The organism is Gallibacterium trehalosifermentans, from assembly GCF_042433055.1.
GTDB classification, from domain to species: domain Bacteria; phylum Pseudomonadota; class Gammaproteobacteria; order Enterobacterales; family Pasteurellaceae; genus Gallibacterium; species Gallibacterium trehalosifermentans.
The window spans coordinates 110366-126753 of the sequence record NZ_JBHLWB010000009.1 but is presented as its reverse complement, the minus strand read 5'-3'; the positions used below and the strand labels follow the sequence as shown (position 1 = coordinate 126753).

15 protein-coding genes and 2 tRNA genes are annotated in these 16388 nt (G+C 37.5%); 3 read left to right on the top strand and 14 right to left on the bottom strand.

Features of this window, described 5'->3' with window-relative positions; all coding sequences use genetic code 11:
• Window positions 1–11: 11 nt before the first annotated feature.
• The 14 genes from rlmC to rsgA all read right to left on the bottom strand — a co-directional run bounded on the left by rlmC (window position 12) and on the right by rsgA (window position 15468).
• Complete coding sequence (gene rlmC, locus ACFFHK_RS08375) at window positions 12–1172, bottom strand: 23S rRNA (uracil(747)-C(5))-methyltransferase RlmC (RefSeq protein ID WP_382371420.1); 1161 nt, start codon at window positions 1170–1172, stop codon at window positions 12–14.
• On the bottom strand, window positions 1172–2215 hold the full coding sequence (gene nagZ / locus ACFFHK_RS08370; protein WP_382371418.1) for a beta-N-acetylhexosaminidase: 1044 nt from the start codon (window positions 2213–2215) through the stop codon (window positions 1172–1174). Before nagZ ends, rlmC begins: the two co-directional genes overlap by 1 nt.
• Window positions 2216–2233: 18 nt before the next feature.
• Window positions 2234–2593: a YcfL family putative periplasmic lipoprotein gene (locus tag ACFFHK_RS08365; protein ID WP_382371416.1), complete on the bottom strand. Its 360-nt coding sequence runs from the start codon at window positions 2591–2593 to the stop codon at window positions 2234–2236.
• 11 nt (window positions 2594–2604) lie between these two features.
• Window positions 2605–3591 (bottom strand): elongation factor P--(R)-beta-lysine ligase, encoded by a 987-nt coding sequence (epmA, locus tag ACFFHK_RS08360; RefSeq protein WP_382371414.1) that lies wholly within the window; start codon window positions 3589–3591, stop codon window positions 2605–2607.
• Between the two features lie 76 nt (window positions 3592–3667).
• Window positions 3668–4465: a TatD family hydrolase gene (locus tag ACFFHK_RS08355; protein ID WP_382371412.1), complete on the bottom strand. Its 798-nt coding sequence runs from the start codon at window positions 4463–4465 to the stop codon at window positions 3668–3670.
• 8 nt (window positions 4466–4473) lie between these two features.
• Window positions 4474–4815 carry a SirB2 family protein gene (locus ACFFHK_RS08350; protein ID WP_382371410.1) on the bottom strand — a complete coding sequence of 114 codons (342 nt, stop codon included), beginning with the start codon at window positions 4813–4815 and terminating at the stop codon, window positions 4474–4476.
• 68 nt (window positions 4816–4883) lie between these two features.
• A complete protein-coding gene (locus ACFFHK_RS08345) occupies window positions 4884–6371 on the bottom strand; it encodes a carbon starvation CstA family protein (RefSeq protein WP_382371408.1) in 1488 nt (495 codons plus the stop codon).
• A gap of 165 nt (window positions 6372–6536) precedes the next feature.
• Entirely contained in the window at window positions 6537–7001 is a 465-nt protein-coding gene (gene nrdG, locus ACFFHK_RS08340) for an anaerobic ribonucleoside-triphosphate reductase-activating protein (RefSeq protein ID WP_382371406.1), read from the bottom strand.
• A gap of 16 nt (window positions 7002–7017) precedes the next feature.
• Entirely contained in the window at window positions 7018–9198 is a 2181-nt protein-coding gene (gene nrdD, locus ACFFHK_RS08335) for an anaerobic ribonucleoside-triphosphate reductase (RefSeq protein ID WP_382371404.1), read from the bottom strand.
• A gap of 302 nt (window positions 9199–9500) precedes the next feature.
• Entirely contained in the window at window positions 9501–10001 is a 501-nt protein-coding gene (gene crr, locus ACFFHK_RS08330; protein WP_382371402.1) for a PTS glucose transporter subunit IIA, read from the bottom strand.
• Between the two features lie 73 nt (window positions 10002–10074).
• A complete protein-coding gene (gene ptsI, locus ACFFHK_RS08325; protein ID WP_382371400.1) occupies window positions 10075–11802 on the bottom strand; it encodes a phosphoenolpyruvate-protein phosphotransferase PtsI in 1728 nt (575 codons plus the stop codon).
• 58 nt (window positions 11803–11860) lie between these two features.
• Window positions 11861–12118: a phosphocarrier protein Hpr gene (gene ptsH / locus ACFFHK_RS08320; protein WP_382371398.1), complete on the bottom strand. Its 258-nt coding sequence runs from the start codon at window positions 12116–12118 to the stop codon at window positions 11861–11863.
• A gap of 309 nt (window positions 12119–12427) precedes the next feature.
• Window positions 12428–14389 carry a tetratricopeptide repeat protein gene (locus tag ACFFHK_RS08315; protein ID WP_382371396.1) on the bottom strand — a complete coding sequence of 654 codons (1962 nt, stop codon included), beginning with the start codon at window positions 14387–14389 and terminating at the stop codon, window positions 12428–12430.
• A gap of 20 nt (window positions 14390–14409) precedes the next feature.
• Window positions 14410–15468, bottom strand: a complete 1059-nt coding sequence (gene rsgA, locus ACFFHK_RS08310; protein ID WP_382371394.1) for a small ribosomal subunit biogenesis GTPase RsgA — start codon at window positions 15466–15468, stop codon at window positions 14410–14412.
• Between the two features lie 73 nt (window positions 15469–15541).
• Between rsgA and orn the strand changes: the two genes are divergently transcribed.
• The 3 genes from orn to ACFFHK_RS08295 all read left to right on the top strand — a co-directional run bounded on the left by orn (window position 15542) and on the right by ACFFHK_RS08295 (window position 16343).
• A complete protein-coding gene (gene orn, locus ACFFHK_RS08305; protein ID WP_382371392.1) occupies window positions 15542–16102 on the top strand; it encodes an oligoribonuclease in 561 nt (186 codons plus the stop codon).
• Window positions 16103–16171: 69 nt separating this feature from the next.
• A tRNA-Gly gene (locus ACFFHK_RS08300) sits at window positions 16172–16247 on the top strand.
• 20 nt (window positions 16248–16267) lie between these two features.
• Window positions 16268–16343, top strand: a tRNA-Gly gene (locus ACFFHK_RS08295).
• The last annotated feature ends 45 nt before the right edge of the window (window positions 16344–16388 follow it).

Genomic DNA, 16388 nt, shown 5'->3' with positions numbered 1-16388 from the left:
TTTGGCATCACTTATGCAAGTTCTAATAATCCCAATACTTCATAATGTGAAGTATGTGGAAACATATCAAATAACTGTAACTTTCTTAATTGATAAGTCGGTAAATGACGTAAATCACGTTGCATACTTTCTACATTACAGCTTGAATAGAGTAAAAATCGTGGTTGTAACTGATTTAAATATTCGACTAATTTTTCCCCAATTCCTCGTCTTGGTGGATTCACAATCACTAAATCAGGTTTCTGACCTTGGCTAGCTTGAAATTTCCCTGCATCAAGATCTTGAAATTGAATATTGCGTAGTCCCAGTTTTTCTGCTGCTAATGTTGCTGCTTGAATAGCAGATGCAGAAATTTCAATACCAACTAGTGAGATATTCGGCTCAACTTCTTGGCGTGCTACTGCACAATGCAATCCAAAACCACCTACCCCACAAAACAGATCCCAAATATGCTGAACTGGTAAATGTGCTGTCCATTGTTGTGCCGTACGATATAACGCTTCCGCCACCTGTGGGTTAGTTTGAAAAAAGCCTTGTGGACGAATAAATAAGGTAATTTGATTAAACTGCTCCGCTAACATCTGTTCTGCAGTGAAATAAATCTCTTTTTCCCCTTCTAAAATTGCTGCGTGTTGCGGTTGAATATTGGCAGTTACTACACTTAATTGTGGTAATTTGTGTAATAACGCTGGTAATTCACGTTGGATTAACGCTATCTTTTGTTCACTTCGTAACACAAAACGCAACATAAATTTTTTACTCGCTTGGCTCTGTGTTAACAAAATATATTTCAACTCCCCCTTACGTTTTGCAATGTTATAAGGCACTAATCCTGCTCGTCCAACAAAATCTTTTAGTTGTTGAAAAATGGCTTGAAACTCGGCTGGATACAATGGACAATCCGTAAGATCCACTGCACTCTCTATATCTTGCGGATTGTCTAAAATACCCAAAATGGGCTTCTCTACGACACCACTGACCACCATTTTCGCACGATTACGCATCGCTGTTTGCGAAGATAACTGTGGTGGTAAACAAAGGGTATCCTCTCGAATAAATTCTGCAAGCTGTTGTTGTAAATGAAGCTGTTTCTGGGTAATTTGTTGTGAATAATCCTGTGCTAACCAACGACAAGATTGGCAAGTTTTCTGCTCAAAATGAGGACATTCCATTATACACTCGCCTTTTCTTTTACATCTAACCAGCGTTGTTGTAAATCTCCTAAATAACGATGAGCATTTACCCAACGAGATGTGGCTTGTAATTCCGATAAGGTAAATTTTTTATTTTTCGCTAATTGCAGATAAGCCGTTTTCTCACGTTCACTAAGTTGATACTTTAGTTGATCCAATACTTCAATCACACCAGCTCGTTCATTACAGAGCAATAAAATATCACACCCCGCGGCTAAAGCTTGCTGGCTACGCTCAAGGTAACTACCCATTGCCCCTGCCCCTTTCATTCCTAAATCATCAGAGAAAACAATGCCATTAAAACCTAATTGATTACGCAATACTTGTTTTAACCAATAAGCCGACCCACTGGCTGGCGCTGGATCAACTGTAGAATAGATTACATGTGCAGGCATAATCGCTTTTAATTTATTACGATGAATTAACTGTTGGAAAGGTTGGAGGTCTTGTTGATATATCTGCTCAAATGCACGCTCATCTGTTGGGGTTTCTAAATGCGAGTCGGCAATCACCGCACCGTGTCCTGGAAAATGTTTGCCTGTGGTTGCCATACCTGCTTGTAACATACCATCACAAAAGGCTTCAGCTAATGATAATGCTTGCTGCCAATGTTGATGAAAGCTACGGTCGCCAATCGCTTTACATTGATGCCCAAGATCCAACACAGGTGCAAAACTGAGATCAATATCCATTGCCATCATTTCCATCGCCATTACCCACGCACTCTCTTTTGCCCAATACTGTTGTTCATCAATAGGCAGTAATTGAGCAAACGCCTGCATAGCTGGTAATTGGGTAAAACCTTGACGAAAACGCTGTACTCGTCCTCCTTCTTGATCAACCGTGATCAAAAGAGGGTGTTTTACTTTTTGTCGAATATTTTTAATTAAGTCTTGTAATTGTGGAATATCCACAAAATTACGGGTAAATAAAATCACGCCTGCAATAAGAGGGTGATTTAAAATCTCGATATCCTCTTGGTCTAAAGATGTGCTTTGTATATCAACAATTAACTTCGCCATTTTGCTGCACCCCAAATGCTAATTTGCTTTCAAATAAATACGATAATTATGACTTGCAGCCGTCGGTTTAGTTAACTTAATCAAAACTTGTTGATTGGCAATTACCATTAATTTTTGCCAGCGTTCTTCCTGTTGCCAATTCGCTCGCTGCGTTACGCCATTTTTATCATACCAAGTCAATAAATACGTCAAATTGATACTCTGATTAGTTTTATTTTTGAGTGTAACCTGATCAGCTGCAGAAGTAATCGCCAATTTATCAGCAATCGCAGCTTCAATATTTACAATCGGTGAAGATTGAGAAAGTGGCGACACCATTTTTGAGGAACAGGCTGTTAACCCTAACAATAAGCAACTAAGTACAATAAATTGACGCATTCTTATCTCCTTTACGCATTTTGAATTGAAAACGAAATTACATCTTCAATATTGTCAGTGGCTAACGCAATCATCAATAAACGATCAATCCCTAATGCGACCCCAGAACAAGATGGCATTCCTGCTTTTAATGCAGCAAGAAAACGTGTATCCATTTGTTGAGGCGGTAAATGGAGCTTCTCACGCAATAAATTATCTTGTTCAAAACGATGTAGCTGTTCATTTGCGTCCGTTAGCTCATGGAAACCGTTGGCTAACTCTAACCCTTTATAGTAAAACTCAAAACGTTCTGCAACACGATGATCTTCTGAGCTAATTTGTGCTAACGCTGCTTGTGCAGCAGGAAAATGGTAAACAGCTACAGGGTGTTCTTGTCCAATATTTTTTTCAACCACCTCACTAAAAAGATATTGCAGTAAGGTATCTCGTCCTTCCATATCTGCATTAACCAATCCTTGTTGCTTTGCTTTTTCAACCAACTCAGCTTTCGTTGCAGACAAAGGATCTAAACCCACATACTCTTGGAACACAAATTGATAACTTAAAGATTCCGTAGGTGGACAATCTAAAATTTGTTGTAATAAATCATCAACTTCATTGATTAAACGGTACATATCAAAAAACGGACGATACCATTCCAACATTGTAAATTCTGGGTTATGGCGTTTACCTGCTTCTTCATTACGGAATACTTTAGTTATTTGAAATATCGGTCCGCTTCCCTCTGCCAGTAAACGTTTCATATGATATTCAGGGCTAGTAATTAAATGTAGTGTTTGCGAGTTCGCCCCAAATGGCGGCGTAAATTCGGTTTGGAAAGTAGAAAGGTGTACATCGGTTACGGAAAACGCACTTAAAATTGGCGTTTCGACTTCTAACAAGCCTCGATCAACAAAAAACTGGCGTATTTCGGCAATAATTTTTGCCCGTTTTAATAAATTCTGAATTGAGGAAGTAGATTTCCAATTCTCCCCTTGAACAACAGATGACGCTGACATAGTTAATCCTTGGTTAGCAATAACAAGCGTTTTATTTTAATGGGTTCGGTGCGAAATAACAATTTAGCAATATGGTTTATTGATCTTTAACTAAAGAAAAAAGATCTAGGCTATTTTGCCAAATTTGCTCAATAATCTGTTCTGGCTTTTCAGCTCTTAATTCACTTAATGCTTGAAAAATTAATGGTAATCTTGCAGGGTGATTAGGTTGTCCTTGCCAACCCGACACAGGCATATCTGGGCTATCTGTTTCCAATAGCAACGCAGATAGGGGTAATTTGGCAATCGCTTGGCGAGTTTTATTGGCTCGTTGATAGGTAATTGTGCCACCCACCCCAATTTTATACCCTAAATCAACAAACCGTTTTGCTTGTGCATAACTCCCCGAAAAACCATGAATCACACCTGTTGTACTTAAATCAGCTTTTTTTAAGAAAGGATATAACTGATCATTAGCTCGGCGGGAATGTAAACTAACTGGTAATTGATAACGCTTCGCTAACGCTAATTGTGCTGTAAAAAAATGGCACTGCTTTTGCCACAATTCATCAGTAATAATCTCTACTGGATAACGATCCAACCCAATTTCGGCGACCGCAATACACTTTGGATCTTGTAATGCAATAGCTTGTTCTAACTGGAATAAGTCTGCTTCAGTATGTTTAGCAATAAATAATGGGTGCAATCCTAATCCATAATACACATTATTTTCTGTTGCTACCCAATGTGGCAACTTTTCAATACTTTGCTGATCAATTCCCACTACTAAAAACTTTGTTACTTGCTGCTGATTTGCAGCTAATACAATTTGGCACAATGATTGCTGTAAATCTTGTGCCAAATAATCAAGATGGGTATGGGTATCAAAAAACATAGACGGTTTTAGTGGAAATAAGCAAGGCACATTGCCGTTAAGTAACAAACTAATGCGATGGGTAAAAATTTATTTTGTGGTTGTTGGCGTTTAAAGGCTTTGGCAGCAAAAATGATATATAGCACTAATGCGACAATTTTAATTAACAACCAATTTACTAACGTAAAATTAAAGATCACTAAAAAACTTAAACCAGTTACCAATAATAATGTATCAGTGATATGTGGAAAAATTTTTAAGACTTTATATTGTCGCCAATCTCCGCCTCTCCATTGCAGTAAGCCACGAATAATAAATAAAAGTAAACTTGCCCATGCGGCAAAAAGATGTAGATATAATAAGGTTTCCATATGATAAAAAATAGCCATCTAAAAAAATAGATGGCTATTGTGCAGAATCAATCTTACAAAATCAATAATTAAGCAGGGGTAGTTTCTGAATCAGGATCACCCTTTGAAATTGGTTTTAGCATAGTGAAGAAACACACTGTTGCAACAATAGTTAAAGCAACGCCAACCCAAATCGACGTATCATAAGCTAAACCAAAGCCAATCTTCGCATAAGCCAAGAATGTTGAACATACCATTGTCATAAACATCGCTGGGATAGTACAAATCCAGTGGAATTTATGATAACGATAGAGGTATGCTGCAGCAGTCCATAACATAACCATTGCAGTGGTTTGGTTTGCCCAACCGAAATAACGCCATAATACTTGGAAATCAAGTCTCGTAATGATGAAACCCACAATGAATAACGGTATTGCAATCATTAAACGTTTCACTAAACTTTTTTGATCAATTTTAAAGAATTCAGCAATAATTAAACGAGCTGAGCGGAATGATGTATCACCAGATGTAATTGGTAATATCACTACCCCAAGAACCGCTATGATACCGCCAAAGTAACCTAACATTTGCGTAGCTGAATCATAAACGACTTTAGCTGGTGTTCCTGCGTTAATTGCCGCATTCATTTCCGCTGGGTCGTTATAGAAGGTTAAACCAACCATACACCAAATTAACGCAATAATCCCCTCGCCAATCATTGCGCCATAGAAGACAAAACGCCCTTCTTTTTCATTTTCCATACAGCGCGCCATCAATGGAGATTGAGTTGAATGAAAGCCAGATACTGCACCGCAAGCAATGGTAACGAAAATTAATGGCCAAAGTGGCAAATTAGTTGGGTGAAGATTCTCAAAGAACTTAGAAAAACTCATTTCTCCAACAGAATGGAATAATGCTTTATCTTCAAAAAGTAGTGCAAAGAACATTCCGAAAGACATAAAGAGCAATAATGCACCAAAGATCGGATAAACTCGACCGATAATCTTATCGATTGGTACTAATGTTGCAACGATATAGTACACAAAGATAATACTTGTCCAGATAACAAGCGTATGATTACTATCTAGACTTAAACTTTCACCTAAGTTATCCATTGTAATATTCGTTAAAAGGCTTGCTGGAGAGGTAACAAATACAACACCAACAAGGACTAATAATACCAATGCAAGTATATTCATAAAGTGTTTTACTGGCGCGCCTAGATATTTACCAGTAAGATTTGGCACAGATGCACCTCCATTACGTACACTTAACATTCCACTGAAATAGTCATGTACTGCGCCTGCAAAAATACAACCAAATACGATCCACAACATCGCAACTGGTCCATATAACGCACCTAAAATCGGACCAAAAATTGGACCTGTTCCAGCAATATTTAATAACTGAATTAGCCAAATTTTCTTTTTAGACATTGGTACATAGTCAACACCATCATTTAACAAATGGGCTGGCGTTTCACGTTTTGGATTGATTTTAAATACTTTTTCTACAATAGAGCCGTAAATAAAATAACCCGCTAATAATAATGCTACGGCAAGGAGAAACCACACCATAATTTTTCACCTCAATAAGTTATTTAGAGCGGCGAAATTGTAGCAAAAGAATAGTTGAAATGTTAAATATTTATGTAAAGATGTGATTAATATCACATCTATCTAAGAATAATACTGAAAAAATTATTATCATCTCTAATATTTTGGCTATAAAATTTCTTGTTATTATGAAAACCGATAAATAATTTGGTTTGCCGATCCCCTCCATATCAGTGATGAATCGGCTTGTTCTGCGATAAACTTACCATCAATAAGTACATCAATATACGCTAACATTTCTCGCTGTTCTGCATTTAACTCTGCTAATTGATACCCAGTCCAACACCAAATGTCCTTATCTTGGCACTCTGCTTTAATTCGTTTTACCAAGGGTAATAAGCACTTAACATTTCGTGGGTGGAGAGGATCACCCCCTGAAAGTGATAATCCTTGACGACAAATTCTCGTATCTTGTAAATCACAAATAATTTGCTCTTCCATAGCCTGATCAAAAGGAATACCCGCATCAAATGACCAACTTTTCTGGTTATAACAACCTCGACATTGATGCGTACAGCCAGCAACAAATAAAGTACAACGTGTTCCTTCCCCATTCACGACATCAACAGGATAATATTGCAAATAGTTCATCTCGTTTCCTTACTTTTTATAGGTGTTTTACCCGACGTTTCACTTCTGCTTGCTTTCCTGGATTAAATGGTCTTGCATCTGGGCTGCCTAAATAACCACAAACACGGCGAATGACTGAAACTTTTGTACTATCATGATTACCACATTTAGGACACACAAATCCCTTACTCGTACAAGCAAACTCACCAGTAAATCCACATTGATAACATTCATCTATTGGGGTATTGGTACCATAATAAGGTACTCGCTCATAACTATAATCCCACACATCTTCTAATGCTTTGAGATTATGTTGTAAGTTAGGATATTCGCCATAACAGATAAAGCCACCACTTGCCAGCGGTGGATATACCATTTCAAAATCTAATTTATCGTAAGGATTTACTTTTTTCTCCACATCTAAATGAAAGCTATTGGTATAGTATCCCTTGTCAGTTACCCCTTTAATCACTCCAAATTGTTTGCTATCTAATCGGCAAAAACGATCACATAAACTTTCACTTGGCGTTGAATATAAGCTAAATGCATAACCTGTTTCAGCTTGCCATTTTTTGGTTGCCTCACTGAGATAGCGAACGATAGCAATCCCTTTTTCACGTAATCTAGCATTATCAAAAATATGCCCTTGCTGATAGAGTGCGTTAATCGTTTCGTGAATACCGATATAACCTAAAGAGATTGAAGCACGACCATTTTTAAAAATCTTTGCCACATTCTCATCTGCTTTTAAACGTACACCACAAGCACCCTCCATATAGAGAATGGGTGCAACTCTTGCTTTTGTATTCTCTAACCGAGCTATCCTCGTCAATAAAGCCCGTTTTGCTAAAGCTAAACGTTGTTCGAGAATTTGATAAAATTTCTCCTCATTTTGTTTAGCCTCTAAGGCAATACGAGGCAAATTAATACTGACTACCCCTAAATTATTCCGTCCAGCGTGTATTTCTTCACCATTTTCGACATAACGCCCTAAAAAACTACGACACCCCATCGGTGCTTTAAATGATCCCGTTACTTTAACAACTTGCTCATAATTTAAAATATCAGGATACATTCGCTTAGCAGCACATTCCAACGCTAACTGTTTAATATCATAATTTGGATCTTGTGGTTGCTGATTTAAACCGCGTTTAATAGTAAACACTAATTTAGGGAAGACTGCTGTTTTATGGTTTTTACCCAAACCACAAATACGGTTTAATAGGATAGAACGTTGAATTAATCTTGCTTGCCAACTAGTCCCTAACCCAAAGCCAAAGGTTACAAAAGGCGTCTGTCCATTTGCCGTATGCAGGGTATTTACTTCATACTCCAATGATTGAAACGCATCAAAGCACTCTTTTTCTGTCAGTGCATTGGCATAAGCTTCTTCATCTGCTACTTTCCAATATCTCGCTGTTTTTAAATGTTTCTGATAACTTTTTTCTACATAAGGCGCGAGGACTTCATCAATCCGATCAATCGTCGTCCCTCCATAAATATGGCTAGCGACCTGAGCAATAATTTGTGCGCTTACCGCTGTTGCTGTCGTAATTGATTTTGGTGGCTCAATTTCCGCATTCCCCATTTTAAAACCTTGCGTTAGCATTCCTGCTAAATCCACTAACATACAGTTAAACATCGGAAAAAACGGTGAATAATCAAGATCATGATAATGAATTTCACCTCGCTCATGGGCAACGACAATATCAGATGGCAATATATAATTTGTAGCATAATGACGCGCCACAATACCTGCTAGCAAATCTCGTTGAGTTGGAATCACCTTGGCATCTTTATTCGCATTTTCATTAAGTAATAACACATTATTTTGCTCAATAAGTCCCTCAATTTCTTTTGTCAAACGACTACGTTTTTCACGTTCTTTATCACGATCATGGCGATATTCAATATAAGCACGAGCAACCTGCGGATATTTACTTTGCATTAAATGTTCTTCTACAACTTGTTGGATATAAGCAATATCAACTTGTTGTTTAACACTATTTTTGATAGCAAAACTGATGGTTTGGCTTAATTCTGCGAAATAGAGCAGATCCTCCACAGCAACGGCTTTTGCGGCTTGTTGAATTGCATTATGGATAAATTGCGGATTAAAAATGGCTTGTGAACCATCTCTTTTAATCACTGTTAATGACACAGCCTGTTGCTGATAATTTGAAGTAAGTGTTTGACTTGAGGATTTTTGTATCAACATAGACATCTCCTTTTAAAAATTAAGAGACACTATATATTGTTATAAAAATAAATTCAAACACAATATATTGTATTTTATTGCCAGTTATTAAGAATCGTTATCAAGTTGTAAAAATAAATTTTTGCTAAAAACGAGATACCTATCAGCAGGGTTGATAGCAATTTAACAAATTTAACAATTCAGTATTTCAAGAAAAAATTTTTTCAGATACTCGTTACGCATAACACATTAATACATTATCTTTATGGCATAAAAAAAGATTGGCATTGCAACCAATCTTTTTCTCAAAAAACGCTATTAAATTATTTTCTAATCACTAATACCACAGATTCACCAGCGACAGTATCGCCTACTTTTTTTTCCATATTAGCAACTTCGTCCATATTTGAAATAACAATCGGCGTTAATACTGATTTTGCTTTTGCTTCTAATAACTCAAGATCAATTTCAATAATGGTATCACCACGTTTTACTGTTTGCCCCTCTTGTGCGATACGGGTAAAACCCTCGCCTTTTAGTTCTACAGTATCAATACCAAAGTGAACGAATAATTCAATCCCCTCTTTTGATTCCATAGAAAAAGCATGATTAGTTTCAAAAATTTTACCAATCACACCATCAACTGGCGCAACAATTTTGTTACCTTTTGGACGAATCGCAACACCATCACCAACAATTTTTTCAGAGAAAACAACATCAGGAACATCTTCAATGTTGACAATTTCACCTGTTAATGGTGCATAAATTTCTACTTCGACAGCTTTATTGTCTTTTGAACCAAATAATTTATCAAATAAACCCATTTTTTTCTCCTTCTCAGAAACATTTTCAATCTCAAACTGTGCGTAATATTAGCTGAAAATTTTAATTTTGTATCTAGTTTAATGCTTTTTCAGCTAAAAAATTCTCAATTAATCGATCTATATCTGTTGCTGTTGGTTGCAATAACACCTCATTTGCCAGATCTTGCGCATCTTGGTAATTCACATTACGGATTAGTTTCTTAATTTTCGGTACTGAGATAGAACTCATACTAAACTCATCTAATCCCATACCTAGTAGTAAAATTGTTGCTTTTTCATCACCAGCCAATTCACCACACATACCAGTCCATTTTCCTTCTGCGTGCGAAGCATCAATGACTTGTTTAATTAATGATAATACTGCTGGGGTAAGTGGATTATAAAGATGAGAAATCAATTCATTACCACGGTCAACTGCTAATGTATATTGGGTCAAATCGTTCGTACCAATACTAAAGAAATCGACTTCTTTCGCTAAGAATTTCGCATTCACTGCAGCAGATGGAGTTTCTACCATGACACCAACTTGGATATTTTCATCAAAGGCTTTTCCTTCTTCACGAAGTTGTTGTTTCAACGTTTCCAATACCGCTTTAAGTTCTCGAATTTCTTCTACTGAAATAATCATCGGGAACATGACAGCCAATTTACCATATGCTGAAGCACGCAATACTGCACGTAACTGTGCATTAAGAATTTCTCGACGATCTAATGCGATACGAATCGCACGCCAGCCTAAAAACGGATTCATCTCTTTAGGCAAATTCATATATGGTAGATCTTTATCTCCACCAATATCCATAGTACGTAAAATCACTAAACGATTTTGCATCGCTTCTACGACAGCTTTATACGCTTGAAATTGCTCTTCTTCAGTTGGTAACTGATCACGATCCATAAAGAGGAATTCTGTACGATATAAACCAATCCCTTCTGCACCATTACGTTCTGCACCGTCAATATCACGAATCGTACCAATATTGGCACAGACATCAACTCGGCGCCCATCTAATGTTACAGCAGGAAGATCTTTTAATTTAATTAACTCAGCCTTTTCTTCTGTATATTGTTGCTCTACTGCTCTTAAACGAGCAATCTCTTCTTGGCTAGGATTGATATATACCGCATTATTCAACGCATCAAGCACTAAATAATCACCAGTATTCACCTGTGCGGTTACATTATTTGTTCCCACAATCGCTGGCAATTCAAGAGAACGTGCCATAATTGAAGTGTGTGAAGTACGCCCACCAATATCGGTAATAAACCCAAGCACTTTATCTAAATTTAATTGTGCAGTTTCTGATGGTGTTAAATCATAGGCAACTAAAATTGACTCTTCTGCAATCTCGCCTAAATCAACAATATGCATACCTAAAATATTTTTTAATAAACGATTTCCAATATCACGAATATCTCCTGCACGTTCTTTTAGATATTCATCATCAATATCGGAAAGCATTGCCACCTGCTGATCAATGATCACAGAAGCGGCGACATCTGCTGTTACATGATGCTCTTTTAGATAAGCAATGATCTCTTCCTCAAGCTCCTCATCTTCAAGGATCATTAAATGTCCTTCAAAAATAGCTTCTTTTTCCTCACCTAATGTTTGACGAGCTTTTTCTTTAATAGCCGTTAATTGTGCTGATGCCGCTTCTCTCCCTTGGTAAAAACGAGCAATCTCACTCTCAATTTCATCATCAGAAATCTTACGCTTATCAAGAACAATCGGTTCCTCTTTCAATACTAATGCCTTACCAAAGACAATACCTGGAGAAGCTAAAATACCTGAAATCATAATCTAACCTTTTCTAAAATCACTAAATAAATACAGATGTCGCTGTCAAATGAATGACTTATTCTAATGTTGGAATTAATGCAACAAGATGATCTACTGCTGCTTTTTCATCTTCACCTTCTGCAGAGATAGTGATTGTTGTTCCTTGAGTTAAGCCTAAAGTTTGTAATTTAAACAAACTTTTCGCACTCGCACTTTTGCCACCAGAGGTTACAGTAATATCAGATGAGAAACCTTTTGCTTCTTTGACAAATTGAGCTGCTGGGCGAGTGTGTAAACCATTAGGTGCAGTGATGGTAATATCTTGAGAATACATTTTTCTCTCCTTAAATCTCATGGATAGTTAAGAATCATAAAAAATCCGCACTTAATTTTCTGTCATTGCAACAACAAAAATATCAAATGCAGAGTAACAATTTTTTAATATTTATTTTATTAGCTAAAATAAATGTCATCGCTAGTATCGACATTCTTCACCAAGAATCAAGCATAAATCTTCAAAAATTTGCGTTACCGCACAAAAATAGTTGTTTTTAGGTACAAAAAATGCAAAAAGAGATTATTTTTTAGGCAAAAAATAGGAATATTTCCTACACGCCCTATGATTTTCTTTCTAAGAATATTTCTACTTATCTTCAGCCACATATTCCTGACACGCCGATGTTACCCCCAACTGACACACAACCTGCAAATAACGAGATTTCAACGCTGGTTCCAATGTTAACGGCTCACGAGTCAAATAGAACTCCAGTAAACGCTCTCCTGCGGTGAGTTGCCCCAACTCAGCAGCTTGTACAAACCAATAAATCGCCGTTTGTTTATTTACTGCAATGCCATAGCCATTCCAATACACATTGCCTAATAGATATTTTGCTGTTGTATTCCCTAACTCTGCTATCGCCCGCAAACGGATAAACAGCAAATAGGGATCACGCTGTACATCATGCCCATTCGCATATAAATAGAGGAGCATTTCGTTACTTTTCCGCCCCAAAAAATCTGCCGCTACATTAAACCACTTCACTGCTTCTGCAAAATTATCCATTGCAAACGAATTGACACCAAGCGTATAGGCGATACGCACATAATCCCGTAATTCTAGGTAATATTCTATGGTAATTTCTAAATAATTGAGGGGTTCTTGCTTGAAATAAGAGAGCAATGTTTTTTGCATTCTCTCACTGAGTGGTGGCTTACTTTTATCTTGCAGTAGCTGTTGATACCAGTAATTCGCTTGAGCATAATCAGGTGTTCCACCCCACCCATATTGATACATCAATGCCATTTGCCATTGACTAGCAAGATCGCCTTGTTCAGCCAGTTTTTGATACCATTTTAAGGCTTGGGCATAATCCAATTTCACACCAACGCCTTTGAAATACATGGTAGCTAATTGCCGTTGAGCATCAATGTCCCCTGCTTCTGCCGCCTCAGTATAGAACTTTATTGCCTTTGCACTACTTTGTTTAATCCCCTCACCACTTAGATAGAGATTGCCCAGCGCTAATTTTGCTTTGGCACTCCCTTGCGCTGCCGCTTTGCTATACCACTCGAGAGCTTTTGCATAATTTTTCGCCACACCTGCTCCTCGAGTATAAGCTACCCCCATATTAAACTGCGCTTCAACGTGTCCTTGTTCTGCCGCTTTTGTTGCCCACGGCAAGGCATCATCATACTGTTGTGCCTGAAAATAATGCACTGATAACTTATGTTGTGCTGCAGAATAGCCCGAATAAGCAGCTTTCGTTAGCCATGCTATTGCCTCTTCTTGTTGCTGAACATTATCCTTTACTTCATACAATTTAGCTAAAGCATATTGTGCTTCAACATCGCCACCCTCAGCCGCTAAACGAATCCATTTTTCTCCCTCAGTATGATCTATCGTTACACCTTGACCATGTAGATACATCAACCCCAATTCTTTAGCAGCTCTGATTTCTTTCTGTTCTGCCGCTTGGCGAAAGAAATGGGCAGCTGTCGCATAATCTTGTAATACGAAATGCCCAGAATAGTACATTTTCCCTAAGGCAAACTGTCCTTCCGCGACATTCAATTCTGCTGCTTTTTGGAATAACTCATAGGCTTTAGCGTAGTTTTGCTTCACGCCAATACCGTTGTAATACATTGTCCCCAAAGAGAAATACGCTAATGGAAACTCATATTCAATTGCTTGTTGATAAAAGGCTATCGCTTTCGCATTGTCAACCTTCGTACCAAAACCTTTGCTATAAAATTCACCTAACCTAAACATAGCAAAATCTGAACCTTTTGCCGCAGCTTTCTGATACCATTGCAACGCTTCTACATAATCAACAGACACCCCAATCCCAGTTTCATAAATACGCGCTAATTGTAAATGAGCATTTATATCTCCCTGCTTAGCCGCTTGGCGAAACCAATATCTAGAAGCTGCGAAATCTTGAGCGACCATATAACCTTTTTTATATAGCAGCGCAAGATTGTATTGTGCATCAACATCGCCTTGCATTGCGTTTTGGTAAGTACTAAAAAAATTGATGGTTGGACTAGCATTCGCACTCCATAAAATTATCCAAGATAGAAAGAATCCACAGAGTACCTTGTGCATTGTTAATCTCCTTGCTCAGGTTATCGCTTTGTTTTGCCAACAAAATGACGTTGTGATTTCATTTCACTTTTACTGCTGATTAATCGATGATAATTTTCAAAGCGGGCTGGATTAATTTTTCCTTCTTCAACAGCCTCACGAATGGAACAGCCAGGATCATATAAATGCTTGCAATCTTTAAATTTACACGTACCTAAATAAGGTAAAAACTCTCGATAACCATACGTAATATCCTCATCTTCCAAATGCCATAAGCCAAATTCACGGATACCAGGTGAATCAATTAAGTTTCCACCTTGTGGTAAGTGATAGAGGGTTGAAGACGTCGTGGTATGTTGTCCCAAGCCAGAAATTTCACTAATCTCGCCAATAGCAGTATCAACTTCTGGTAAAATCGTCTTCACTAAACTTGATTTTCCAACGCCTGATTGTCCAACAAAAATCGAATTGCCCTGTGCCAATAAAGTTATCAATTCCGTCATACCTTCGCCAGTAAACGTAGATAACATTAGCGTTTGATAACCAATTTGCTGGTAAATTTTTAAGGTATTATCTAATTCTGCTCGCTCAGGCGTATCTAATAAATCAATCTTATTAATGACAATAACAGGTTTAATGTGTGCTTTTTCACAAATCACTAAATAACGATCAATAATATTTAAAGATAATTTTGGTGCGATTGCCGATACAATCACAATTTGATCAATATTCGCCGCAATCACTTTTAATCCATCATAATAATCAGGACGACTTAATTCACTGGTACGAGGGTGTTTCGCCTCAACAACCCCACTAATCCCTTGCATTTCAGCTAATCCTTGTCGCCAGATCACTCGATCTCCCACCACTACATCGCTTAATGTACGTCTTAAATTACAACGAAACTTCTCACCTTGTAGATTTTCTACATCTACATGTTGTGAATAACGAGTTACGACAATTCCTTCTTGAGCGGCACCAAGCATATCTTCTTGCCAAGTAGGTTCTTGTTTTAATTTTTGTTGATGTTTACGCAAATTTTTATGTTGATTAGAAGCAATACGACGTTGCTGATTATGGGTCAACTTACGTTTACTCAAGTCCACTCCTTACGGTTATTCGAAAAATGACGTAAAATATTCGCTAATATTACTAAATAGGATACCTGATATTATGCAATTAGATAAACAAAATCTCATTTGGATTGATTTAGAAATGACAGGGCTAGACCCGAACACAGATCGTATTATTGAGATTGCCACAATCGTAACAGATAAAGATCTAAATATTTTAGCTGAAGGTCCCGTATTAGCAATCAAACAAACAGAATCTGTCTTAGCAGGAATGAATGAATGGTGTCAAAAAACGCATAGCCAAAACGGTTTAATTGAACGAGTTCGTCAAAGCACACTCACTGAACGAGCAGCTGAGCTACAAACATTAGATTTCTTAAAAAAATGGGTACCCAAAGGCGTTTCTCCAATTTGTGGCAATAGTGTTGCACAAGATAAACGCTTTTTATTTAACTATATGCCTGAATTAGCAGATTATTTCCATTATCGTTATCTTGATGTGAGTACATTAAAAGAGTTAGCAATACGTTGGCAACCTAATGTACTTGACGGCTTCCAAAAGAAAAATTCGCATCTTGCATTAGATGATATCCGTGAATCCATTGCTGAATTAGCTTATTATCGCCAACATTTTATTCAACTTACCAAATCAAATGCTTGATAAAACAGCAACTATCCACACTCGATAGTTGCACTCTGCTATTTTTTTCGTATAATGCTCTACCGTTAAGCGGGAATAGCTCAGTTGGTAGAGCACAACCTTGCCAAGGTTGGGGTCGCGAGTTCGAGCCTCGTTTCCCGCTCCAAATTTTCCTTTCCACACTCTGCGGGAATAGCTCAGTTGGTAGAGCACGACCTTGCCAAGGTCGGGGTCGCGAGTTCGAGCCTCGTTTCCCGCTCCATTTTATTTATTAAATCATGTTAAATTCATTCTCTAAGATATCAAT

What these genes read in the sequence shown, in the direction of transcription:
- ACFFHK_RS08365 (WP_382371416.1), bottom strand. Translation starts at nt 2,593, where the DNA reads ATGCGTCAATTTATTGTACTTAGTTGCTTATTGTTAGGGTTAACAGCC.
- ptsH (WP_382371398.1), bottom strand. Translation starts at nt 12,118, where the DNA reads ATGTATTCTCAAGATATTACCATCACTGCACCTAATGGTTTACACACT.
- ACFFHK_RS08355 (WP_382371412.1), bottom strand. Translation starts at nt 4,465, where the DNA reads ATGTTTTTTGATACCCATACCCATCTTGATTATTTGGCACAAGATTTA.
- ACFFHK_RS08345 (WP_382371408.1), bottom strand. Translation starts at nt 6,371, where the DNA reads ATGGTGTGGTTTCTCCTTGCCGTAGCATTATTATTAGCGGGTTATTTT.
- nagZ (WP_382371418.1), bottom strand. Translation starts at nt 2,215, where the DNA reads ATGGCGAAGTTAATTGTTGATATACAAAGCACATCTTTAGACCAAGAG.
- crr (WP_382371402.1), bottom strand. Translation starts at nt 10,001, where the DNA reads ATGGGTTTATTTGATAAATTATTTGGTTCAAAAGACAATAAAGCTGTC.
- nrdG (WP_382371406.1), bottom strand. Translation starts at nt 7,001, where the DNA reads ATGAACTATTTGCAATATTATCCTGTTGATGTCGTGAATGGGGAAGGA.
- ACFFHK_RS08315 (WP_382371396.1), bottom strand. Translation starts at nt 14,389, where the DNA reads ATGCACAAGGTACTCTGTGGATTCTTTCTATCTTGGATAATTTTATGG.
- ACFFHK_RS08350 (WP_382371410.1), bottom strand. Translation starts at nt 4,815, where the DNA reads ATGGAAACCTTATTATATCTACATCTTTTTGCCGCATGGGCAAGTTTA.
- orn (WP_382371392.1), top strand. Translation starts at nt 15,542, where the DNA reads ATGCAATTAGATAAACAAAATCTCATTTGGATTGATTTAGAAATGACA.
- ptsI (WP_382371400.1), bottom strand. Translation starts at nt 11,802, where the DNA reads ATGATTTCAGGTATTTTAGCTTCTCCAGGTATTGTCTTTGGTAAGGCA.
- epmA (WP_382371414.1), bottom strand. Translation starts at nt 3,591, where the DNA reads ATGTCAGCGTCATCTGTTGTTCAAGGGGAGAATTGGAAATCTACTTCC.
- nrdD (WP_382371404.1), bottom strand. Translation starts at nt 9,198, where the DNA reads ATGTTGATACAAAAATCCTCAAGTCAAACACTTACTTCAAATTATCAG.
- rlmC (WP_382371420.1), bottom strand. Translation starts at nt 1,172, where the DNA reads ATGGAATGTCCTCATTTTGAGCAGAAAACTTGCCAATCTTGTCGTTGG.